The organism is Flavobacterium sp. 1355 (assembly GCF_017833415.1).
Classification (GTDB): Bacteria; Bacteroidota; Bacteroidia; order Flavobacteriales; family Flavobacteriaceae; genus Flavobacterium.
Genome location: NZ_JAFICC010000015.1, coordinates 132,352 through 155,975, shown reverse-complemented (window position 1 = coordinate 155,975; position 23,624 = coordinate 132,352). Strand labels below are relative to the sequence as shown.

The window sequence follows — 23,624 nt, the reverse complement described above, 5'->3', positions numbered from 1 at the left end:
AGAACCTCAGAACCTCAGAACCTCAGAACCTCAGAACCTCAGAACCTCAGAACCTCAGAACCTCAGAACCTCAGAACCTCAGAACCTCAGAACCTATTTTTTATCAACTACAGGTCTTTGAGCTCTATTTGCTAAATCCCAGGCAACAACAAATGCCAGTTGTGTTCTTTTTGTCAGAGCGTCGTATTCAATTTTTTGAGGCTCATCGCCTTTACCATGATAATCTTCGTGAACTCCATTGAAGAAGAATACAGCCGGAATACCATGTTTTGCAAAGTTATAATGATCAGAACGCTCATAAAAATGGTTCGGATCTTTTGGATCATTAAACTTAAAATCCAAAGCTACTTTAGTATATTTTTCGTTTTGAGACACAACCGCATTATGAAGATCTGATGATAATCGGTCTGCACCAATTACATATACATAATTGTTGGTTTGAGCGTGCTCTACATCACGGCGTCCTATCATATCAATATTGATGTCGGCAATTGTATTTGCGATTGGGAATAACGGATTTTCAGAGTAATAACGAGAGCCATGCAAACCGTGTTCTTCGCCGGTTACGTGCAGAAATAAAATAGAACGTTTTGGTCCATGACCGTCTTTTTTAGCTTTGGCAAATGCCTTCGCCATTTCCATAACCGCTACAGTACCAGAACCATCATCATCTGCGCCGTTGTAGATATCTCCGTTTTTAATTCCAACATGATCATAATGAGCAGAGATCACCAGTACTTCATCCGGTTTTTCAGAACCTTCAATGTAGGCCCAGATATTTTCAGAATCAGGCAGGTTTTCGTTACGCTTTGCATTTAAGAATGCAGCAGGAACGGTTTGATAGTAGTCTTTTGCCCCCTTAGGAAACGAAATACCATTTTTTTTGTATTGCTCAATCATGTAAAGACCCGCTTTTTTCTGTCCTTTTGAACCAGTTTCGCGGCCTTCCATCTCATCAGAAGCAACAACGTATAACATTGTTTTCAGGTCCTGTTCAGTAATAACGTCTATGTATTTTGTTGGATCAGAATTGTCTCTAGATACGAGAGGGTGTGTACTTTCACATGAAAATGCGGAAGCAATTAATAATAAGATTAAAAATTTTCTCATTTTGAGTTTAGTGTAAATTGATAAATATGTAGAAAACATAAAAAGTTAGTAAAAATAGAATAAAAAACGAGTTTATAATGAATAATGTTACACTTTTAACAAATGAGATTACTCTGGATTCACCATAAAAACGGTGATGTGCGGGATAAAAATAATAACACATCCAGAGTGTTCCCACAAAGGTGATAATATCAGCCACATAAGTCAACGGATTGTCTTCTCCAAATAATCCAACTAATCTGTTTATAACAAATAATATTAGAAAAATCAGCAGTAGAAATGAGAAATAATGCAGTGTAAAAATGCCATGATCAAAATAATACCACTTCTTTTTATCATGAAAGATCCATAAAAAGAAGGCGAAAAACGGCATTATTATGAACAAGATTTTAGGGATATTATGAAAAAAAGACTCAATAAATTTTTCAATAATTTCTCTTTGGGTATTATGTTCCGTAACATGTACCACCTTTTCATAAGCCCAATACTGAAAATCAGAAAGTTTATCTTTTTCGTTTCCGAATTTCTGAATTGAGTCTATTTCTTTCATCGACTTCATTTTAAAATACTTGCTTTCAGACTCCACATGTGCTTCTTTTTTTGTTTTTGCGATTTCTTTAGACAGGGCTTTTTCGCTTTTATCAATGCCTTCTCCAACTTTGCTCGGGAATATGGCAATTAGAAAAAAAGTAATAAAACTGATAAAAATATACAGACGAACGGGGGCCAGATAAGACAGCCTTTTTCCCGATAGATATTCTTTGGTTAATGTAGAAGGCTTAAAAAGTAAATTCCTGATGGTTTTCCAGAACGCATTTTCATAGTGCGTTAAGTCTTCAAAAAAATGAATGAATAAATGATGAAATGTTTTTCTTGAATCGGTGTTTTCCTGACCGCAATTTGGACAGAATTTTTGTTCTACAACATGTCTGCAGTTTAAGCAGGTTTTATCTTCTCTAATTTTGCTATGTGACATTGATTATTAACTGGTTTGGTTTTGGGTAGTTTAAATATTTGTTTTTATTTCTTTAAAACTTCATTCAGGAAAAGTTGTAAATGCTCAAAAGATCTTTTTGCTGCAACCGCATTGTAAGCCGCGCCTTTAGAATTATCGTTTCCTGCATCTTCATGCGTAAATGCGTGTACGGCATTCGCATAATAAATCATTTGCCAGTCTGCCTTAGAATCGCGCATTTCTTGTTGAAAAGCCGCAATTTCTTCTTTTGATACAAACGGATCATCGGCTCCATGACATACTAAAACTTTTGTTGTAATAGGCTCAACTGTTCGTGCGGCATCTTTGCCTAAACCTCCATGAAAAGAAGCTACTCCTTTTAAATTTAAATGCGCGCGTGCCGCCTCAAGAACTCCAGTCCCTCCAAAACAATATCCGATTGCTGCAATATTATCAGCATTTGCACCTGATTTGATTAATTCCTGCAAAGCTATATTGATTCTTTTTTGGTATTCTGCGAAGTTGGTTTTATAATAACCAGCTTGTTTTCCCGCTTCTGAGGTATTTTTCGGATAATTTCCTTCACCATATATATCAGCAATAAAAACATGATAGCCTAATTTTGATAATTTTTCGGCCATCGCTTTTGATGCATTATCAATTCCGAACCAGGCCGGTAAAAGTAAAATACCCGGATTATTACTGCTTTTTTTTGCAGATTTTATAAACAAACCATTTAAAGCCTGATTGCCGTCAGCATATTTTACAGTTTTTAATTGTGCATTTATAGTGTTAGAAAACAGTATAGAAGCAAAGAGAAGAAGAGCTGAGTTTTTCATAATTTACAATTTTAAAACAAATATCAGAAATAATATGTTACAAAAAAACCTCGAAAGATATTTCTTTCGAGGTTTAAGAATATGATAATTTTATATGTCAATTGTTTAAAAATAAGATAATTACAGGCTAACATTTCGTTTAAAGGCACATCCCAGTTCCACCATAGAATCTGTTTTGGCAATACCGGGAATATTATCAATTTTTTCATATAATATTCTACGCATATGTTCATGGTTCTTTGCTGTAATCTTGAGATATAAGGTAAAAGATCCCGTTACAAAATAGCATTCTGTAATTTCAGGAATTTCTTTTAAGGCTTCGATAATCCTGTCTGAATCAGAATCTTTATTTAATGTAATTCCTGTAAACGAAGCCCAGTCATAGCCAATTTGTTTTTCGTTTAATATGGGTTTAATTCCCGTAATAATACCCTGTTCAAATAAACGGTTGATACGTTGATGCACCATTGTATTTGAAATTTTTAAATTAGTTGCGATCGTAGAGTAGGCAATCCTCCCGTCTTTTTCTAATTCCTTTATGATTTTTATGTCAAATTCATCTAAAATATCCATGCAACTTTTTTCTTGTGATTTTGTAAAGATAAAAATAACTCTATTTACTTCTGATAAATAGTTAAGTTTAAAATGACTTATTTTTGCTATAAATAAAGTTATATTAAACTTTAAACAGTATTTTGAAGTTAAAAATAACTATTTCATAGCTGTAAATAAATAAATTTTATATTTTTGTTTTATTAAAAAATAAATATCATGGGACATAAGCAGGAAATTCTTTCGTCAAAATCTGAGGTTTTGATTGAAAAAGAAAATAAATACGGAGCTCATAATTATCATCCGCTTCCGGTAGTTTTAGAAAAAGGAGAAGGTGTGTACGTGTGGGACGTAGATGGTAAAAAATATTATGACTTTTTATCTGCTTATTCTGCAGTAAACCAAGGACATTGCCATCCTAAAATTGTTGGTGCAATGATCAGTCAGGCACAGAAACTTGCTCTGACGTCACGTGCTTTCTACAATGACAAATTGGGGAACTATGAAGAGTACATTACCAATTACTTTGGTTTTGATAAAGTACTGCCAATGAATACCGGTGCAGAAGCAGTTGAAACGGCTCTGAAACTGTGCAGAAAATGGGCTTATGAAGTAAAAGGAATTCATGAAGATCTGGCGCAGATTATTGTTTGTGAAAATAATTTTCATGGAAGAACAACAACCATTATTTCTTTTTCTAATGATGAAAGTGCCCGTAAAAACTTTGGCCCTTTTACAGACGGATTTTTAAAAATTGAATATGATAATCTGGATGCTCTTGAAAAAGCTTTGGAATCATCAAAAAATATCGCAGGTTTTCTTGTAGAACCAATTCAGGGTGAAGCCGGAGTTTATGTTCCTTCTGAAGGATATTTGGCAAAAGCAAAAGCACTTTGTGAGAAACATAATGTTTTGTTTATTGCAGACGAGGTGCAAACCGGAATTGCGCGTACCGGGAAATTATTGGCTGTTCATCACGAAAATGTACAACCGGATATTTTAATTCTTGGAAAAGCAATTTCAGGAGGAGTATACCCGGTTTCTGCGGTTTTGGCCAATAACGAAATTATGAACGTTATAAGACCGGGACAGCACGGATCTACTTTTGGTGGAAATCCTGTTGCCGCTGCTGTCGCTATTGCCGCTCTTGAAGTTGTAAAAGACGAAAAATTAGCAGAAAATGCAGAACGTCTTGGAATAATTTTAAGAAAAGGATTAAACGAAATCGCTGAGCGCAACAACCTGATTACTCTGGTTCGTGGAAAAGGATTGTTGAATGCAATTGTAATCAATAGCGGAGAAGATTCTGATCTGGCCTGGGAAATCTGCTTGAAATTCAGGGATAACGGATTGTTGGCGAAACCAACTCATGGTAATAAAATCAGACTGGCACCGCCATTGGTAATGACTGAAGAGCAGATTCAGGAATGCCTTGAGATTATCGAGAAATCACTTAATGACTTTAGATAAATTAATTCAACTTACTTTATAATTCAAAAAGGCGATTGCTGTTATGCAAATCGCCTTTTTTTAATTGCTTAAAATATCAAAAAAAGCAATTGTTTCTAAATCCTTTAATTGCCGAAAAGCAAAAAAGCAATTAGGAGTGTAATGATAATATTGAAGAATTGTGCTATTAAAAAAGCATATAATGGTTTTTTGCTGCTATTGCTGAACAAGTCCTTAAAATTGGTTTCGAGTCCGATACTGGTAAAAGCCAATGCAAACCAAATTCCCTGCAGATTCTTTAAACTGTCTTTTACTTCATCTCTGATTTCGGGTACAATTAAAAACGAAAAAATTAATGAAGCAGCAATAAATCCGATTACAAATTTTGGAAAACGCTCCCAAATAACTTTTAAGGTTGGTTTGGAAGCAACAACTTCTGAAGATTTATTATGCGTGTAAGTCCAATAAACAGAAATTGCAAAAGCCGCTAATCCTAATAAAACATTCTGCGAAAACTTGACAATAGTGCTGATTTTTAAGGCAGTTTCTCCAACTAAAGTTCCGGATGCCACAACAGCACCCGAAGTGTCAATACTGCCTCCAAGCCAGGCGCCGGTTACTTCTTCCGGAAAATGGAAATATTTAGCAATGATTGGCATAAAAATCATCATCGGGATTGCTGTTACCAAAATAATCGAAATGACATACGACAATTTTTTTGAATCTCCCTTGATTGCTCCAGAGGTAGCAATGGCTGCAGAAACTCCGCAGATAGAAACTGCACTCGAAATCATCATCGTCAATTCGTCATCAACTTTTAATTTTCGGCAAAGCCAAAAAGCAAAATACCAAACGGATAAAACGACAATTAAAGCCTGAATTAATCCCAATGAACCTGCTTTTAAAATGTCTGAAAAAATAACACTCGTTCCCAATAAAACCAATCCGATTTTTACAAAAACTTCTGTAGAAAGTGCGGAGCGAAACCATTCCGGAAGTTTGAAAAAATTTCCAATTGCCAAACCAATAATCAGGCTAAAAATTACGGCTTCTAAATTGATAGATTTTATTGCAGAATTTCCTGCCAGAATAAGCGCAATCAATGTTAAAAGATAGACTATAGGAAAAGTAAACAGGAAATATTTTACTGATTTCCCAATTAAGAAAGCACCTATGCCTCCGATAGAAATTAGATATAAAAATTGAATTAGAAGAACTTTCAGGTTTTCCGGACTAAAAACTTTAGTTGTTAAATCGGAAGTGCCAGACCAACCAAAAACAGGCACTTCGGGAAGAAAAATAAAAAGGGAAATCCCGATTATTAAAAATCCCAGAATTACGACTGTCCAGTCTTCGTGAATAGTAAATTGTTTTGCTGAGGTTGACATTGTTATTTTATTTTCCTAACAGGTTTTTAAAACCTGTTAGGGATTAGTTATGGTTTTTTAATCTTTTTTTAATTACTTCCAACTTTAGCCCGCGACATCAGGTTGTTGATGAAAAAGGACTTTAGCCGAATATTTTTATTTTGTTGTCTTTTAGCTTAAAATAATACCTAACAGGTTTTTGAAACCTGTTAGGATATGGAAGATTAGATTGAAAATTACAGATCAACAAAATATTTTTGCTTTCCAAAATCAAATTGATAATGCATTAGATTTGGCCACAAAGGTTTTACAAGTCCTTTTTCCCAGGTTTGCAAAGCAGTTTTGAGTTCTTTTACTTTTTCAGGATTTTTAGCAGCTAAATCTGTCGTTTCAGATTTATCTTTCGCTAAATCGTACAACCAGGTTTCATGCGTTTTCCCACTGATGATTAATTTCCAGTCACCGCTTCTGATTGCTTTTGCATCACCCGAGCGCCAGTATAAATTTTTGTGTGCCTGCTTGTTATTATTGACAACATCAATAAGATCAACACCATCGTAAATGCGGTCTTTTGGAAGATCAGAATGAATGGCAGAAGCAATTGTGCTAAAAATATCAAGGGAACTTACGGGATTTCTGTAAACGGTGTGAGGTTTAATTTTTCCTTTCCACGAAAGTGCAAACGGAACATTGACACCACCTTCAAAATGAGAAAATTTTCCACCTTTTAGTGGTGCGTTTGTTGTAGCAAAAGTATAATCGGCACCACCATTGTCACTGGCAAAAATAATTAAGGTATTTTCTTCGAGACCTTCTTTTTTTACCTTGGCTACAATTCGTCCAATTGCATCGTCCAGTGCACTAATCATCGCAAAATACACGCGTTTATTTTCATCTTTTACATTAGGAAAACGATCGTAATATTTTTTGCGCACCTGAAAAGGAGTGTGTGGCGCATTAAACGGAACATACAACAAGAAAGGCTTAGTTTTATTTTTATCTATAAACGATTCAGCCTCGTCTGCAAATTTTTCAGTAAGATATTCCTTTTCATCAATAACTGTAGTATCGCGGCGAATTTTTCCGATACCGACACGGCCATTGCCCCAAATCACTTTATCGGTAAAATCTTTATGATGATGATTGATGATATCCGGATTGTCATCTTCAGGAGCAAAAAGCGAAAATGCCTGATAAAATCCGTAATGATAATCGAAACCACGATCCAAAGGAAAAAATCCTTTATTGTGGCCTAAATGCCATTTTCCGATAATTGCCGTACTATATCCCTTTCTTTTGGCTAAATCTGCAAAAGTTATTTCAGATTGTGGTAAACCCTGTGTTGCTATTGAAGCATCATTTGGATATTTAATTTTTGGATTAATCCTCCAGCTATCGGTATTGATTAAATACCGAAAAGCATAATATTCTAAATTGTTTTTTGGATAACGATCTCCGGGTTGGAATTCGTGACCAAAACGTTCCTGATATCGCCCTGTAATTAATCCTGCGCGTGAAGGCGAACAAATAGAAGAAGAAACATAGCCATCTGTAAAAGTCACGCCCGATGCTGCCAAAGAATCAATTTGAGGCGTTGGTGTTGATTTACCTCCGTATAACGAAATATCATATTTGCCTAAATCATCGGCAAGCAAAATAATAATATTTGGTTTTTTTTCGATGGTTTTAGAAGTGTCTTGTTGTGCCAGAAATGCAGTTTTTCCTTCGGCCAGTTTTTTGTCTGGCTGTATTAAGGTTCTGTCAGTATTGAGGGGCCAGAATAAAAACACAATGAGCAGAAAAAGGACAATTGCTGTTGAAAGAATAACTTTTTTTATTTTTGATAATGCCATGTTTTACTTTTGAATTTTAAAAATATACACACTCTTGTCATCCTGAGCGAAGTCGAAGGATCACACAAGTAGCTCCGCAAAGTATTTCTGCAATCTTTGTTGAGATGGTTTGACGTTAATCTTTATCGAGTTGCTTGTGTGATCCTTCGACTTCGCTCAGGATGACAAAAAAGCGTGTTAGAAAAATAAATTATTATTTAGAAGCCAAAGCAACATTAACATCATTTTTTAAATCTCCTAAACCATCTTTTTTGAAAATGATTTTACCATTTTGATACAAGATTAAAGTAGGGAAGACCTTTACATTTTTTAAATCTGCAATTACCTGAGGGCTTGTTTCTAAATCAATTTCCACGATTTTTAAATTTTCACCATATTGCGCTCTTAAAGTTTCTAAAACAGGTTTTACTTTCGTACAGGCACTACAATATTTTGATCCAATATCGACCAAAACAGTCTTATTATCGGCGACAATTTTGTTGTATTCGTCCAGTGTTAATTTACTTTTAGAATTGGTATAAAAAGGTTTTCCGTTTCCAATCCAGTTAGCGATTCCGCCTTCCAGACTGTAGGCTTCTTTAAACCCTTTTTTTAATAAATCGTCTGCCAGCCATACACTTCTTCCTGCGCCAATCGAGTAAGTAAATACCGGTTTTGTTTTGTCTAATTTTGCAACCTGCTGTTCATAATCTTTAGACTCGAGATTAAAATTTACTGCTCCGTTAATATGGTTCAACGCAAATTCTTCTGCGCCTCTTGCATCAATAATTTGCGGATTTTTTTCAGCCTGAATTTTGCTGTAATAAGCAGCTAATGAAATCGTATTTGAACTTTTATTTTGAGCAAAACCAATGATAGATAAAAACAGTACTACAATTGTAATACTGTTTTTGATTGTTTTATTTTTTTTCATGATCTTTAAGATTGAACTTGTTCATATAAAGCCGGACTTGGTTCCGGAACTTCTGCTTTTGTTTTTGCAGGAACTGATAAAACTCCATCTGCCAGCGCACTTCCTTCTTTTTTAGACTTAAATATTGGCCATAAGAATTGTGCGTACCATTCTTCTTGTTTGTATGATTTCATTCCGTATGATTTAGGGAATTTACGAGTGATCAATCCCGTGCCGAAAATAATATCCCAAATAAAAAACATGTTCCCGAAATTACCTTTAAAGTGCCCGACACCATCTCCGCTTGTATCGGCATGATGGGCATGATGAGTGGCAGGAGTAGAAATTAATCTTTCCAGAACCCATGCAATAGGATGTAAAACTCTGTATTTGTAAAATGGTTTGTCCCATGCAATACTTGAATGTGCTCCCAAAGTGATAAAACTTTTGATTACCAAAACAAAAAGAGCCGGTAACCCTAAGCCTAAATAAGTTAAAGTTGCAGTCAGGTAAATTTGAGAAAAGAAAATTGTATAAATAAAATTTTGTCTCGAAGCCATCGCCATTCCCATATACGGAGCAGAATGGTGTGTTCTGTGAAAACGCCATAAAAAAGGAACCTGATGATGAAGCCTGTGATACCAGTACTGCGTTAAATCATCCGCAATTGCAATTAGAAAAAAACCTCCCCAAAACGGAACCCATGATAATGTATTGGCCAAATTAGGAAGCAAATAAGGTAAAGCCGTTAAGCTGAAAAAAGCAATAACCGGAGGTAAAATTAATTTTGGAGCAAGAAATGAAACAATATCAATTTTGCGTTCTTCTCCCGTCCATTGGTCATCGTATAAACCGGCTCCAAATTCGATAAGTCCCAAAACAATCATAAACACGGTTAAACCCCAGGTTCTTATGTTGGCAAAAACCGGTTGCACAAATTCTAAAAATGAGGGTAATGTAACATGTGATTCACTCACAAGGCCATTGCCCAGTTTAAAATAAAGGTAAATTGCCAGCACAGGCAATGCATAAATAAAAAGACTTATACTTAAATCTCTTGTCAGTTTTGAATTTTGAACTACTGCCATGATTTCTTATTTTAAAAATTGATTAATTAATGTTAATCCTCCGGCCAAAACTGCCAGCGGAACTAAAAACAAGATTATTCCAACGACAATCTTTTTTCCGATAATTTCATAATCTACTCGTTTCATATGGATTGTTTTATGTTAATAATTTAATTGGTTAACCTGCAAAGCTTTTAAACCTTGCAGGCTAATTAGTCATTAATTAGTACTTCCTGGTTTGGTTGCTTGTTTAATTAAATCAGAAACTGTTTTTCCTTTGTCAGCGCCTGTATTATGAATTCTTCTGTTGTAAACATCCTGCCAGTCAATCAAGGGGTATAGATTGTTTTCTTTTGCCTGTTCGTCAAATAATTTTTGAAGCTCGGCCAGTTTTTCAGGGTATTTTTTTGCCAGGTTATTACGCTCATTAAAATCTTCATTTAGATTGTATAATTCCCAAACATCGTTATCAAAATTGGCTTCAGCCGGTTTTTCATTTTTGCCTAAAGATTTTTTTACAGCAAATGAATCAGGCAAGTGTGCGGCGCCCGCTTTCCATCCATCCTTATAAATTCCTCTGTTTCCAAAAATGTAATAGTATTGCACTTTGTGTAACGACTCAGCTTTTGGATTATCCAAAGAAGCTTTGAATGTAGATCCCTGAATAATATCCTGCTTAACTTCTTTGATATATTCGGGAGCAGTGATTCCTACAATATCCAAAGTTGTCGGTAGAATATCTGTTACGTGGCTGTATTGAGTTCTGATGCCGCCTTTTTCTTTAATTCCTTTTGGATAAAACACAATCAATGGGTTACGTGTTCCACCTTCTGAATGTGCATCTTGTTTCCAGTTTTTAAAAGGAGCATTGGTAGCCTGTGCCCATCCTAAAGGGAAGTTGGTATTTAATCCCTTTGCTGTTCCGATTTCGCCAATATTATTTAAGTTACTCTGAAGATTTTGTTCATCACTTGAGCCTTGCGAAAATAAACTTTGGTTGATGGTTCCCTGCAGAGTTCCTTCTTTACTGGCTCCGTTATCTCCAATTGCAAGAAAAATCAACGTGTTATCAAGCTGACCGCTTTCTTTTAAATAATCAACAACGCGTCCAATTTCATAATCTGTATAAGTTAAGAAACCGGCGTACACTTCCATAAACCTTGCGTACACTTTCTTTTGTTCCGGAGTCAGTTTTTTCCATTCTGTAATCAACGGATTTCTTTCCGGTAATCCTGCATTGTCAGGGAAGAGTCCCAATTTCTTTTGGTTTGCCAATACTTTTTCGCGGTAAACATCATAGCCTTCATCAAATTTGCCTTTGTATTGATCACTCCATTTTTCTGCTACCTGATGCGGGGCGTGAACAGCTCCCGGCGCATAATATAAAAAGAATGGTTTACCAGGTGCTGCTTTTTGCTGCGTTTTAATATAGTTGATGGCTTTGTCAGTAATCAATTCATTTAAATGACGTCCATCAGGTTTAACATGAGCCTGATCTTCAACTAAATCAGGATTGTACTGATCGGTTTGTGAACCTAAGAAACCATAGAAATGATCAAAACCTTTTCCGGTTGGCCATCTGTCAAACGGACCTGCATCTGTAGCATCTTCATCAGGTGTTACACCATATTTACCAACGGCAAAAGTGTTATACCCATTTTCACGCAAAATCTCCGCAATTGTTCCTTTATCCGATGGAATCCTGCCATCCCATCCCGGAAATCCGGCAGATAGAATAGTGTGAGAAAATCCGCTTACGTGAACTCTTCCTGAATTTCTCCCGGTTAGTAATGCAGCACGCGTTGGAGCACAAATAGCAGTAGTGTGAAAATTGGTGTAACGTAATCCGTTATTAGCCAGATTATCAAAAGTCGGAGTGCTGATTAAACCTCCAAAAGTACTCGCCGCTCCAAATCCAACATCATCTAATAAAATCCAAACGATATTCGGAGCACCCTTAGGAGCTTTTACAGGTTCTGGCCAGTATTCTTTAGAATCGGCCAGAGTCTTGCCAATAGTTCCCTTAAATTCTGATTTTTCTTGTGCAAAACCCAATTGGGTAATCAGGAATGCTGTAATCAAAAGCCCGGTTTTTGGACTTATGATTGCTGAATTATTTTTAAAATTTTTCATAATTAATAGTTTTACTTGTTTATTTTGGTCAATAATTGCTGAATATATTTTCCTTTTGTATCTGGCGTTTTGATATGTAACCGTATTTACTTTACTATTTTATTCCAATCTTTAACTCCTACTTTTGCCGACCACTGTTGATGTAATTCAATTAGGGTCTGGAGTAATTTTGGTTCTGATTTTGCCATGTTTTTTGTCTCTGTTCTGTCTGCAGCAAGATTGTACAATTCCCAAGGCTGATTGTTTTCGGCTACCGCTTTCCACTTGCCATTTCTTACTGCTTTGCTGCCTTCGTGTTCCCAGAATAAGGCTTCATGTGCATCAGATTGTTGTCCTTCAAATTCTTTTTTTAAGCTAATTCCTTCTAAGGGAATAAGTTTTTTTCCCTGAAAGGAATCAGGATATTGAAAACCGGCATACTCCAGAAGAGTCGGAAAAATATCAATCAAATGGGTTACTCTGCCGCTCAGTGTACCCGCCTTAATTTGGTTTGGGTAATAAGCAATAAAAGGTGACGCAATACCGCCTTCGTGGGTGTTCTTTTTAAATAATTGAAAAGGCGTGTTGCTCACATTTCCCCACGGGCTTTCGTAACTGTCAATTGACGCAGCCGAACCGGGTGTTCCATTTTTTTGTGTAACATAATTCCATTTTTTTACATCATCGGCACTTCCGCCATTATCCGAAAGAAAAAGAACAAGGGTATTATCTTCCTCTCCCAAAGACTTTACTTTCTGTAGGATTTCTCCAATTCCGGCATCCATTCGGTCAATCATGGCAGCATAAATTGCCATTCGGTTATCCCATTTATCTTTTTCTTCTGCACTTAGTTTTTCCCAATCCGGCACTTTTTCAAAACGCTCTGATAAATTCCAATTTTTATCAATAATTCCCTGTTCTTTTAATTTTTCAAAACGTTTTGCTCTCACTTTATCCCAGCCATCCAGATATTTGCCTTTATATTTTGCAATATCTTTCGGCAATGCCTGAATGGGCCAATGTGGGGCATTATAAGCAACATACAGAAAAAAAGGCTGTTGCTGTTTTCGCTGTTTTTCTAAAGAATTAATGGCGAAATTGGTAATTTCCTGTGTGAGATAAGCAGAAGAATCTGTGCGAATAATTTCCTGATCTCCTTTCAAAAAAGTAACTTTTCTGCCGTCGTTATATAAAGGTTCTGAGTTGAAATAACTGCTCCCATTATTTTGCAGAGTAAAAGAGTCATCAAATCCCCGATTCACTGCCAAGGCTGATGGTACTAAACCAACATGCCATTTTCCGGAAACAATGGTGTTATATCCCGCCTGTTTGAGTGCTTGACCAATCGTGATGCAATGCTCGTTTAGATATCCCTGATAGGCAGGAAAACCCTTGTCCTGAACCATATCACCAACCCCTGCCTGATGAGGATACAAACCCGTAAGTAAGGAAGCGCGCGAAGGACAACAACGCCCGGCATTGTAAAACTGCTTTAGAATAAGACCGTTTTTAGCGAGCTTATCCAGGTTTGGGGTTTTTATTTCTGAGCCAAAAGCACCAATATCTGAGAAACCTAAATCATCTGCCAGAATGACGATGATATTAGGTTGTTTTTTTTGTGCAAATACCTGAAATTGTACAACAACCAATAGGGCAAGGATAAATTTTATTTTAATCATTTTATTTACTTGTAAGCCTTTATTAATTTCCGTATCCAGGGTTTTGTGGCAAACCAACCGGGTCAATATTTCTTTCGCTTTGCGGAATCGGATAAAGATTATTTTTTTCTGAAACTGAATTTTTAGCAGTTACTTTTTTTATTTCGGTAACCAAAGTTCCCCAGCGCACTAAGTCGAACCATCTTTGTCCTTCCTGAACAAATTCTTTTTTGCGTTCTTCCTGTATGGCCGCTCTAAAAGCAGTTTGGTCTAAACCAACCAAATCTACTGTTGCGTCTGGTGTGGTAATTGGTTTTCCGTATGCTCTTCTTCGAACCTGATTAAGCAGTTCAAATGCTTCCGGAGTTGGAGTTCCCTGTTCATTTATCGCTTCCGCTAAAGACAATAAAATGTCCGCATAGCGAATTAGTGGAAAATTGATTGCCACGTTTCCGGGAGTTGCCAGATTGCTCAAATCCAGATATTTCCTGAAGATTGGTTTTGGAAATGTATACAGCGTTCCTGTTACCGGGTTAAGCAATTGTTTGGCATAACTAACATCTCTTCTTGTATCTCCGGCTTCATAAATATCATAGAACAAGGCAACATCTGAGATTATATCGGCAGGTTCTGTTGCTGTAAACCCCGTAAATGAGGTGGCCTGAAAAGTACTTCCGCTAGATCCGTTTCCGGCTTGGTTTGGCTCAAACTGAACAGAAAAAATATGTTCCTTTCCGTTCTTTTTTGTTTTGGTAAAGATGTCCTGAAAGTTTTCGAAAAGCGCATATCCGTAACCGCCGTTAATTACCTCTCTTGCTTTTAGAATGGCATTTGGCCAGTCTTTTCTGGTCAGATAAACTTTTGCTAAAATTGCTTTTGCAGCACCCGATGTTGCTCTTCCTGCGTCTGCAGCCCCATAAGCAGGAGGTAAGGCTTCAGCAGCTGTCAGGTCAGAAATAATCTGAGCATAAACTTCGTCTGCCGTTCTTCTTTTCGTTTTCAGGCTTTCAAGTTCAATTGTTGTTGGCTCATGCAAAACAATCGGAATTCCGCCCCAAAGGCGAACTGCCTGAAAGTAAAGTAATCCTCTGATGAATTTAGCTTCGTTGATTAATCTTGTTTTTACCACTTCTGAGCCTGATACTTTCGGAATATTATCAATAGAAACATTGGCTCTGTTGATTCCAGCATAGATTTGTCTCCATGCTACCTGAACACGATCAGAAGTCGCATCGTGTGTCAAACTGCTCAATGCTCTTACCTGAGGATTTGTAGCTGAAACTCCGGCCGAAGCATAATCAGAAGCCATATCGGTTAAGAAATAAAGATTTCTTCCAAACAAACTCTGCTCTCCGGGATCAATACTCAAAGAAGCATAAACCGCAGTTACACTCGCAACAGCATCATCCTGTGTTTTAAAGTAATTATTTTCAGTAGTAAACGAGGTTGGTGTTACCTCCAGGTCGGTGCACGATGCAAATAAGCCGGCACTTAGCAGTAATGTTATGATTATCTTTTTCATTTTTATATTTTTTTTCTTAGAAAGTTACGTTCAGACCAGAAATGAATGTTTTGGAATTTGGATAAGAACCAAAATCAATTCCCGGATATAAGTTATTTTGTTCATAAGAACTTACCTCTGGATCGTACCCAGTATATTTTGTCCATGTAATTAAGTTTTCTGCAGAAACATAAAATTTCACACTTTTTGTTCCCAGTTTTTTAGAAACACTTTTTGGCAATGTGTACCCCAGAGTGATTAATTTTAATCGTAAGAAAGAAGCATCTTCTACATATCTTTCAGAAACTATTCCTAACGGAGAGCTCGATGCTCTCGGCACTTCATTACTTGGGTTTGTTGGTGTCCATCGGTCTTCAAGAGTGGCAGCAGCATTTGTTCCAAGAGTAGAAATTTCCAATTGCTGGTTTAAGGCGTTAAATATTTTCCCGCCATACGATCCCTGAAAAGAGAAATTCAAATCGAAGTCATTATAAGAAATCGTATTGCTGAAACTTCCCACAAATTTTGGCTGCGAAGACCCCAAATCTCCTTTGTCAAGAGCAGTAATTACACCATCTCCATTTGTATCAACATATTTTCTGTCCCCGACTTTTGTATTGGCCAGACTGTTAATTTTTGGTTGTGTATTGATTTCTTCCTGAGTCTGGAAAATGCCATTTGTTCGGTATCCCCAGAAAGTTCCCAAAGGCAATCCTACTTTTACAGTTACCGGTTGTTGTTGCAGCAAAGAGCCATTTGGGACTACAGGAAAAAATTGGTTAACTCCATTACCAATAGACACCACCTTATTTCTGTTGGCAGAAAACACAATATTTGAATTCCACGAAAAGTTTTCTGTTTTTACATTTTCAGTGGTCAGACCAATCTCGATCCCTTTGTTTTCTACACCTCCAATATTTTGAAGCACGGTGGCATAACCAGAAGTAAGTGGCACAGGAACACTGATCAACAAGTCGTTTGTTTTTTTGTAATACACATCAAAAACAAAATTGATTTTTCTGTCCAATAATGATAAATCCAATCCAACATTATACTGATCTGTTTTTTCCCATTTCAAATCCGGGTTGGCCAATCGGGTAGGGGCAAGACCTGTGTATAATGTGCCTCCAAAAGAATAATTTACAGAACCCATTGAAGCCAGCGAAAGATAATTTCCAATTTCCTGGTTTCCTGTTGTTCCCGCAGTAATTCTAAGTTTTGCTTCGGTTACTCCTTTAATATTATTAGCAAATTCCTCATCGGTAATATTCCATGAAAATCCGGCGGAAGGAAAATAACCCCAAAGCGATTCAGAACCAAACCTCGAAGAACCATCTGCACGGGCAGACAATGTCAGGTTATATTTTCCTCTGTAAGAATAATTTACTCTTGCAAGCCATGATTTTAATACACTTTCATAAGCTTCACTATAGGGTTTTACGGCAACACCATCCTGAAGGGCATCAGACGTATTATTATCATTTATAAAAGTATTTGCACCCGCATTTACGATTTCACCCTGAGTGTATTGAAGCGTGTAACCTCCCAGTGCTGAGAATTTATGATTTTCGCCAAAAGTGGTATTGTAGTTCAGTGTATTTTCATTTAAAACAGAACTCACCAAACGATCACCTACAGAAGCTAAACCTTTTGTTCCTGCACCTGTAGTAGTATGAGAGGGTGCATAATAGTTTTGTTTTGTATTTATAACATCGCCACTTACAGCCACTTTGGCCGTTAATTTCTTTGAGATTTTATATTCACCAAATAAGCTCGTTAAAATTCTGTTGATTTTAGTCTCATTGGTAGTATTTTCTAAATCATTAATTGGGTTTGGAACATAACCATTAACAGAAGTTGCGTAGATGTTATTGGTAACATTATAACTTCCGTCTTCATTTTTAATAGGAACTACCGGTGCTGTCAATACGGCACTAACCAACGGATTTGGAGTTCTTCCGTTTCCGGTTGTTCCAACACCATTCGAAACAGAATTACTGTAATTGGCATTAACGCCAAACTTAAAGGTTTGAGAATAGTTTTTCTCATAGTTCACCCGAAGTGAGATACGCTTAAAATCTGATCCTAAGACAATACCTTCCTGATCAAAATATCCTGCAGAAATTGCATATCTCGATCTTTCGTCACCACCCGAAAAAGAAAGCTGATGATTTTGAACCGGAGCAGCAGTCCTAAAAGCAGCAGACTGCCAGTCATAATTTCCCGAAGTTTTAAAAGCCTCAATTTGTGCTTCAGAAAAAGAGGGAGCCTGACCAATACTGGCCTGAACATCATTTCGTAATCTAGCCCATTGGCTGGCATTCATTAAATCAAGTTTTTTTGAAATATTCTGAAACCCAAAATAACCCTGGTACGAAATATTATCCTGTCCCTTTGTTCCTTTTTTGGTTGTAATAATTACCACACCATTTGCCCCGCGTGAACCATAGATTGCAGTTGCCGATGCATCTTTCAATACCTCAATAGATTCTATGTCAGCAGGATTAATAGTCGATAATACGTTTAAACTTGCTCCTGCAAAAGAAACTCCGGCAGAACTATTACTGTTATCATTATAAATTAAAATTCCGTCTACAACATACAGTGGCTCATTACCGGCAGTAATGGAGTTTCCTCCTCTGATACGTACGCTGGAAGAAGCCCCTGGTCGTCCCGAACTTTGAGTAACAACAACTCCGGCAACTGCTCCTCTCAATAAATTATCTGCCGATGAGGTAACCTGAGATAAATTTGCTTTTGGAACAGACGCTACAGAACCTGTAATATCTTTTCTCTTTTGAGTTCCGTAACCCACCACTACCAATTCGTCAAGTTCCTGTCTTTCTTCTTTTAAGTGAATAATTACCGGGTTTTTATCTACTATTACTTCAGCTTTTTTGTATCCGATATAGCTAACTATAAGTGTATAGGGAAATTTCTGACCGGTCTGAAAATAAAATTTTCCTTCTGCATCTGTCACAACGCCGTGCGTTGTTCCTTTAATTGTAATAGATGCTCCTATAATTGGCTGATTTGTAATATCATCAACGACCGTTCCGTCAAGTTTTGATTGTATAAGAGGGGTTGTATTCTGGGCATTAATCCCTGCCGAAAAAAACAGCAGAAAAAGCAATGAGTATATATTTAATATTTTTTTCATTTCTTTGTAATGGTTTAAATAATTAACAAGGAGTCCTGAGGGTTGATTTTTCAACTCTCTATTTTTTGTTCCTTTATTTCACGATAAATGTTTTAAGCCTCGCCATTTCTGTTGCCGCAGAAATGGCTTTTTTTTTATCTGCAACAGCAGCTATGCATTTTTTTCATTTTAGTTTTTTTTAGTTATTAATTTTTTTTTGGATTATAGGTAGTATTTCAACAATCAATTCAATACAAATCATGTATTCAATAGACTTTTGTAATTCAATAAATAAATTCTGGTGGTGAATTTTAAAAAGATTCGTTTTTGTATGTAAGTTTTCGGTAGTCAAACTAAAACGAATTTAGGATAAGGAAAACTAACAACACATACACATATAACAAGAAGTGCTATAAGTGTAATTTTTAAAAAGAATGTAAGACGTATTTCTTTCGGTTGTTTTCAAAATATAGTTTTTTATGGTTTTAAACTCTACTAATCCTATAGACAAAGTTAATTTTAATATAATAAAAACCAAAAAAATGTTACACTTTTTTTAAAAAAGATGGCCTAGGGCGGTTTTATAGTATAAAATATTTTATTTAAACATTTGATTAACAGTAATATAGGTGTTTAGTGTTAATTTATAAAATGTTAAATTGACATTGAGATAAGGATTGAAATTGTAGTATTTTACATTTAAATTGCTTGTCTGCAATTATTTACTCTGATTAAAAATAACTCAAAAAACGTCAGGTATATCTCAAATTGCAATAGTAACACTTTAATTTTCAAATAATATCCTTTAAAAATCTATTTAATATTTTATTAAAGATAATATTGTCTTTAATATGACATATGTCATTTTTTAGCAGAAGGTAAGGCTTTAATTTTGCTTAGTAATAAGAGTTGAATGCTCTTGATATCAAGTAAAATCTTAAAAGTCTTTTATGAGTACTTTATCTCAATCTCACCGAATTTTATTTCTTAATACACTCGCCTTTACCATATGTTTTGCATGCTGGACATTAAATGGGGTTTTAATAACCTATTTGGTCGATAAAGGAATTTTTAATTTTACAGTGGTAGAAACGGGTTGGTTATTAGGGATTCCGATTTTATCAGGTTCTGTTTTTAGACTCCCAATCGGAATTTTAACAGACAAATATGGCGGTAAAATTATATTTTCAACCTTGTTGTTATTGTGCTCCGTTCCGCTTTTTTTACTTCCGTTTGCGAGTTCCTTCTGGACTTTTGCCGTTTTAAGTTTCTTCTTCGGATTAGTAGGTACGAGTTTCGCAGTCGGAATCGGATATACTTCAATCTGGTACCCAAAAGAATGGCAGGGAAGAGCATTGGGTATCTTCGGAATGGGAAATGCAGGTGCTGCCATAACCACCTTTATCGCGCCTACTTTACTCAATTATTTATCAGAACAAGATCCCATAAACGGCTGGAAAACACTTCCTGTTATATACGCTGGAACATTGGTGATTATAGGTTTGCTTTTTATTGTTTTCGCCAAAAATAAAACCAATCAGGGTGTCTCGAAAACAATGGGCGAGTTGATGTCTCCGCTCAAAAATATACGTGTATGGCGTTTTGGAGCGTATTACTTTTTAGTATTTGGTTTTTTTGTTGCCTACTCACAATGGTTGCTTCCCAATTTTATGAACGTTTACCACACCACATTGGTCATGGGCGGCATGTTTGCGACAATGTTCAGTTTACCGTCTGGAATTATAAGGGCATTTGGAGGTTACCTCTCAGATAAATTTGGAGCCAGAAAAGTCATGTATTGGGTTTTGGGATCTTCAATCGTAATCAGCTTTTTATTGATGTTTCCAAAAATGGAAATCTTAACCGCCGGTCCCGGAGTGATGGCGACAAACAATGGAACCGTCACCGCTATAACGGCAGATAAGGTTGTAGTGAATGATAAAACACATCAAATTAATTCAAAACAAATAACAGACAATAGCGATAATGCTGTTTTTCCTGTAAAAAACTCCTGGCAGGAAATTATAGTCAAACAAAATCAGGAAGTTAAAAAGAAAGAATTATTAGCGCAGGGCATTACACAAATTAAATTCAGCGCGAATCTTTGGGTTTATGTGGTTTTGGTCATACTTATCGGAATCTCATGGGGAATAGGAAAAGCAGCCGTTTATAAACACATACCCGAATATTTTCCAAATGAAGTTGGAGTTGTCGGCGGAATGGTAGGCTTAATAGGTGGGTTAGGCGGATTTTTCGGACCCATTATATTTGGTTACCTGCTCAATTACACCGGACTCTGGACCAGTTCCTGGATCTTCATTTTTATAGTTTCCGTGCTCTGTCTTTTATGGATGCACAGAACCATTATCAATGCTATGAGAAGCAAATCGCCAAATTTTACCAGAGAAATAGAAGACAATAAATAAATTAAATACAAATAAGATGAAAACTTGGTTAGACAAATGGAACCCGGAAGATGAAGCGTATTGGAATGCTGGCGGAAGTAAGATCGCATGGAGAACTTTAACAATTACAACCTTAACCTTAATATTGTCCTTTGCCTCTTGGTTTATGATGAGCGTAATAGCAGTTAAATTACCGGGATTAGGATTTAATTTTTCTAAAGACCAGCTTTTCTGGTTAACCGCAATTCCCGGATTAGCAGCAGGATTACTGCGAATTATTCACACTTTTATCCTCCCGATTTTTGGAACGCGACATGTAATATCCTTTGCCACAGCAATAAAATTAATTCCCGTAATCGGAATTGGTTTTGCCATCATGAACATCAATACCCCTTTTTGGGTTTTTGCTGTATTAGCTTTTACAACAGGTTTTGGAGGCGGAGATTTCTCTTCTTACATGCCCAGTACCAGTTTGTTTTTTCCGCAACGACTAAAAGGAACGGCATTGGGAATACAGGCCGGAATTGGAAATTTTGGTGTTTCGATCGCACAATTTGTTACACCGCTTATTATTAGCGTCGGAATTTATGGAGCCGCAGCTGGTTTTACAAGTATAGATCCAAAAGAAACTGTAGCTGTTTTTCAGACTTCTTCTATAGAAAAACAAAAAGAAGTTTTTTCAGCCTTAGATGCTGACGTACAGACCAAAATACTTTCAAACGTAAAGAAAAATGTACTCGATTCTGTAACTGCTGCCGTAAAGACTACAGATAAAGTGATTGTTTTTGCTTCGCTTCCTGTTAAAACTAAGGCCAAAGCAATTGCAAACGCAAACCCAAAATTAGCAGAGAAAATTATAAATCAAATTAATCCCGAAAATACAGCAGTCACAAACAAACCCATATTCCTGCAGTCTGCCGCATTTTGGTTTGTTCCTTTCCTCATTATTATGTCGATTATTAGTTGGTTTTATCTAAAAAGTATACCAATGAAAGCGTCGATAAAAGAACAATTGGATATCTTTTCTAACAAACATACCTGGTATTGTACCATAACTTATGTCATGACATTTGGAACTTTTGCCGGTTTATCGGCCGCTTTTCCGTTAATGATTAAATTTCTTTACGGAGATTTTTCCAATGCGCCAGATCCATTGGTTTATGCATTTTACGGACCGCTAATTGGTTCTGCAAGCCGTATTGTCTTTGGTTTTGTAGCCGACAAAGTGGGTGGCGCCATCTTAACAACCATTACAGGTCTAGGAATTTTAGCGGGAGCGATTATATTAGTAACTCAGGGGCTGGTAGCACCAACCAGTATGGATCAGTTTCCTCTTTTTGTAGCCGTAATTTTGGCCATGTTCTTTTTTACCGGAATTGGAAATGCAGGAACCTTTAGACAATATCCTATCATATTTAAAGAAAATCCACGTCAGGCAGCAGGAGTTATTGGCTGGACAGCTGCGATAGCCGCTTTTGGACCTTTTATATTTTCGAAGCTAATAGGAAATAATATTTCTGCTAATGGTACTGTAAATCAATTCTTTATTGGTGTTTGTTTTTTCACTATATTAGCTACAGGTATCAATTGGTGGTGCTACAATCGTAAAAATTGTGAGAAACCAAGTTAAATAAGTAATCATTTAATTTAAATTAAGGATGAAAGATAAAACCTTTAATACCAAAGCATTACTAGTTGCTTCTCTGGTTTCGATACTCACCATCGTACTCGTTTTTTATGGCTCCAGAAAACTGCAGAATTTTGATGCAGCGCTGGTTACCTATTTATTTGGTACCGTATTCGCTTTCTTCGGAATCGTTTATCGATATACTGTCTGGCTTCAGAGACCGCCCACCTGGATGTATTTTAAAAGAAGCCTAAAATTCCTTTTTACCGGAAAAGTTTTTTCGCACTTATGGTTTTTAGGAAAAGAATCTGTCGGGAATATCGTTGTTCAGAAATTCATATATCCAAGAAGCAAATGGCGTTGGTTTGCTCACTTCTGTATTGCTTTGGGTTGTATGTCAGCTTTTGCGATAACTATTCCGCTAACCTTTGGGTGGATTCATTTTACATTGGCGCCCAATTCCATTTCTATTTACGAAGCACATTTCTTCGGCTTTAAAATGATGGATTTTCAAATTGGTTCTGTGATGGCTTTCTTAATTTTCCATGCCTTAAACTGGTCTTCGTGGCTGGTAATTATAGGTTCGGTTTATTATTTAAGACGAAGATTGACCAATCCGGGACTTATTGCAACACAGACTTTTGAAGGTGATTTATTACCATTGATCTTATTAATCGCCATATCGGTTACAGGTTTATGCTTAACCTATTCGTACCAATTCATGAAAGGGTTTGCATATGATTTCTTAGCCGTAATTCACGCCGTAACCGTAATTATGTTTTTGCTTTGGATTCCGTTTGGAAAATTCTTCCATATCATTCAGCGTCCCGCACAAATTGGTGCACATATTTACAAAAAAGAAGGAATGAAACAAGGAATGGCCATTTGCCCGCACACCGGAGAAGAATTTGCAACCCAGCTTCATATCAACGATTTAAAAATTGTAACCAAAGAATTAGGTTTTGATTTTACCCACGAAGACGGAACATCACACCTAGATTTAAGTCCGGAAGGCAAAAGATCCCGCTTAGCACAAGCACATTTAAAAGCCAGACTCGAAGGCGGAAATTTATTTGGATAATTTATAAGAGTTTCAGG

The 23,624-nt window shown here is 36.4% G+C and carries 16 protein-coding genes; 4 read left to right on the top strand and 12 right to left on the bottom strand.

The features are described from left to right. Nucleotides 1–93: 93 nt before the first annotated feature. The 4 genes from JOD96_RS18950 to JOD96_RS18935 all read right to left on the bottom strand — a co-directional run bounded on the left by JOD96_RS18950 (nucleotide 94) and on the right by JOD96_RS18935 (nucleotide 3,477). Nucleotides 94–1,110: a M28 family peptidase gene (locus JOD96_RS18950; RefSeq protein WP_209565793.1), complete on the bottom strand. Its 1,017-nt coding sequence runs from the start codon at nucleotides 1,108–1,110 to the stop codon at nucleotides 94–96. Nucleotides 1,111–1,117: 7 nt separating this feature from the next. After that, on the bottom strand, nucleotides 1,118–2,086 hold the full coding sequence (locus JOD96_RS18945; protein WP_209565792.1) for a DUF3667 domain-containing protein: 969 nt from the start codon (nucleotides 2,084–2,086) through the stop codon (nucleotides 1,118–1,120). 44 nt (nucleotides 2,087–2,130) lie between these two features. Beyond that, a complete protein-coding gene (locus tag JOD96_RS18940; protein WP_209565791.1) occupies nucleotides 2,131–2,904 on the bottom strand; it encodes a dienelactone hydrolase family protein in 774 nt (257 codons plus the stop codon). Between the two features lie 120 nt (nucleotides 2,905–3,024). Beyond that, nucleotides 3,025–3,477, bottom strand: coding sequence for an Lrp/AsnC family transcriptional regulator (locus JOD96_RS18935; RefSeq protein WP_209565790.1), 453 nt, complete (start codon nucleotides 3,475–3,477; stop codon nucleotides 3,025–3,027). 198 nt (nucleotides 3,478–3,675) lie between these two features. Here JOD96_RS18935 and rocD point away from each other — a divergent pair, with 198 nt between their 5' ends. Then, nucleotides 3,676–4,926 carry an ornithine--oxo-acid transaminase gene (rocD, locus tag JOD96_RS18930; RefSeq protein WP_209565789.1) on the top strand — a complete coding sequence of 417 codons (1,251 nt, stop codon included), beginning with the start codon at nucleotides 3,676–3,678 and terminating at the stop codon, nucleotides 4,924–4,926. A 104-nt stretch (nucleotides 4,927–5,030) separates the two neighbouring features. Here the strand turns inward: rocD and JOD96_RS18925 are convergent, their stop codons facing one another. The 8 genes from JOD96_RS18925 to JOD96_RS18890 all read right to left on the bottom strand — a co-directional run bounded on the left by JOD96_RS18925 (nucleotide 5,031) and on the right by JOD96_RS18890 (nucleotide 18,515). Then, nucleotides 5,031–6,293 (bottom strand): YeiH family protein, encoded by a 1,263-nt coding sequence (locus JOD96_RS18925; protein ID WP_209565788.1) that lies wholly within the window; start codon nucleotides 6,291–6,293, stop codon nucleotides 5,031–5,033. Nucleotides 6,294–6,508: 215 nt separating this feature from the next. Beyond that, the gene (locus JOD96_RS18920) at nucleotides 6,509–8,125 is read right to left on the bottom strand and encodes a sulfatase-like hydrolase/transferase (RefSeq protein WP_209565787.1); all 1,617 of its coding nucleotides are present in this window, start codon (nucleotides 8,123–8,125) and stop codon (nucleotides 6,509–6,511) included. 193 nt (nucleotides 8,126–8,318) lie between these two features. Continuing rightward, on the bottom strand, nucleotides 8,319–9,038 hold the full coding sequence (locus JOD96_RS18915) for a thioredoxin domain-containing protein (protein WP_209565786.1): 720 nt from the start codon (nucleotides 9,036–9,038) through the stop codon (nucleotides 8,319–8,321). Nucleotides 9,039–9,043: 5 nt separating this feature from the next. Continuing rightward, the gene (locus tag JOD96_RS18910) at nucleotides 9,044–10,105 is read right to left on the bottom strand and encodes a sterol desaturase family protein (protein WP_209565785.1); all 1,062 of its coding nucleotides are present in this window, start codon (nucleotides 10,103–10,105) and stop codon (nucleotides 9,044–9,046) included. Nucleotides 10,106–10,303: 198 nt separating this feature from the next. Beyond that, a complete protein-coding gene (locus JOD96_RS18905) occupies nucleotides 10,304–12,217 on the bottom strand; it encodes an arylsulfatase (RefSeq protein WP_209565784.1) in 1,914 nt (637 codons plus the stop codon). An 86-nt stretch (nucleotides 12,218–12,303) separates the two neighbouring features. After that, a complete protein-coding gene (locus tag JOD96_RS18900; RefSeq protein ID WP_209565783.1) occupies nucleotides 12,304–13,875 on the bottom strand; it encodes an arylsulfatase in 1,572 nt (523 codons plus the stop codon). Nucleotides 13,876–13,897: 22 nt separating this feature from the next. Next, nucleotides 13,898–15,376, bottom strand: a complete 1,479-nt coding sequence (locus tag JOD96_RS18895) for a RagB/SusD family nutrient uptake outer membrane protein (protein WP_209565782.1) — start codon at nucleotides 15,374–15,376, stop codon at nucleotides 13,898–13,900. A 16-nt stretch (nucleotides 15,377–15,392) separates the two neighbouring features. Then, complete coding sequence (locus tag JOD96_RS18890) at nucleotides 15,393–18,515, bottom strand: SusC/RagA family TonB-linked outer membrane protein (RefSeq protein ID WP_209565781.1); 3,123 nt, start codon at nucleotides 18,513–18,515, stop codon at nucleotides 15,393–15,395. Between the two features lie 929 nt (nucleotides 18,516–19,444). Between JOD96_RS18890 and JOD96_RS18885 the strand changes: the two genes are divergently transcribed. From JOD96_RS18885 to JOD96_RS18875, 3 genes are read left to right on the top strand one after another with little or no spacing between them, the layout of a single operon-like run. Next, nucleotides 19,445–20,920: an MFS transporter gene (locus JOD96_RS18885; protein WP_209565780.1), complete on the top strand. Its 1,476-nt coding sequence runs from the start codon at nucleotides 19,445–19,447 to the stop codon at nucleotides 20,918–20,920. A 16-nt stretch (nucleotides 20,921–20,936) separates the two neighbouring features. After that, entirely contained in the window at nucleotides 20,937–22,529 is a 1,593-nt protein-coding gene (locus JOD96_RS18880) for a magnesium transporter MgtE N-terminal domain-containing protein (RefSeq protein WP_209565779.1), read from the top strand. Nucleotides 22,530–22,557: 28 nt separating this feature from the next. Then, entirely contained in the window at nucleotides 22,558–23,607 is a 1,050-nt protein-coding gene (locus tag JOD96_RS18875; RefSeq protein ID WP_209565778.1) for an MFS transporter, read from the top strand. Nucleotides 23,608–23,624 lie beyond the last annotated feature (17 nt).

Excerpts from the sequence above, each read along its gene's own strand:
- JOD96_RS18935 (WP_209565790.1), bottom strand. The coding sequence starts at position 3,477 with ATGGATATTTTAGATGAATTTGACATAAAAATCATAAAGGAATTAGAA.
- JOD96_RS18950 (WP_209565793.1), bottom strand. The coding sequence starts at position 1,110 with ATGAGAAAATTTTTAATCTTATTATTAATTGCTTCCGCATTTTCATGT.
- JOD96_RS18925 (WP_209565788.1), bottom strand. The coding sequence starts at position 6,293 with ATGTCAACCTCAGCAAAACAATTTACTATTCACGAAGACTGGACAGTC.
- JOD96_RS18875 (WP_209565778.1), top strand. The coding sequence starts at position 22,558 with ATGAAAGATAAAACCTTTAATACCAAAGCATTACTAGTTGCTTCTCTG.
- JOD96_RS18905 (WP_209565784.1), bottom strand. The coding sequence starts at position 12,217 with ATGAAAAATTTTAAAAATAATTCAGCAATCATAAGTCCAAAAACCGGG.
- JOD96_RS18895 (WP_209565782.1), bottom strand. The coding sequence starts at position 15,376 with ATGAAAAAGATAATCATAACATTACTGCTAAGTGCCGGCTTATTTGCA.
- JOD96_RS18885 (WP_209565780.1), top strand. The coding sequence starts at position 19,445 with ATGAGTACTTTATCTCAATCTCACCGAATTTTATTTCTTAATACACTC.
- JOD96_RS18890 (WP_209565781.1), bottom strand. The coding sequence starts at position 18,515 with ATGAAAAAAATATTAAATATATACTCATTGCTTTTTCTGCTGTTTTTT.
- JOD96_RS18920 (WP_209565787.1), bottom strand. The coding sequence starts at position 8,125 with ATGGCATTATCAAAAATAAAAAAAGTTATTCTTTCAACAGCAATTGTC.
- rocD (WP_209565789.1), top strand. The coding sequence starts at position 3,676 with ATGGGACATAAGCAGGAAATTCTTTCGTCAAAATCTGAGGTTTTGATT.
- JOD96_RS18945 (WP_209565792.1), bottom strand. The coding sequence starts at position 2,086 with ATGTCACATAGCAAAATTAGAGAAGATAAAACCTGCTTAAACTGCAGA.
- JOD96_RS18915 (WP_209565786.1), bottom strand. The coding sequence starts at position 9,038 with ATGAAAAAAAATAAAACAATCAAAAACAGTATTACAATTGTAGTACTG.
- JOD96_RS18900 (WP_209565783.1), bottom strand. The coding sequence starts at position 13,875 with ATGATTAAAATAAAATTTATCCTTGCCCTATTGGTTGTTGTACAATTT.
- JOD96_RS18940 (WP_209565791.1), bottom strand. The coding sequence starts at position 2,904 with ATGAAAAACTCAGCTCTTCTTCTCTTTGCTTCTATACTGTTTTCTAAC.
- JOD96_RS18880 (WP_209565779.1), top strand. The coding sequence starts at position 20,937 with ATGAAAACTTGGTTAGACAAATGGAACCCGGAAGATGAAGCGTATTGG.
- JOD96_RS18910 (WP_209565785.1), bottom strand. The coding sequence starts at position 10,105 with ATGGCAGTAGTTCAAAATTCAAAACTGACAAGAGATTTAAGTATAAGT.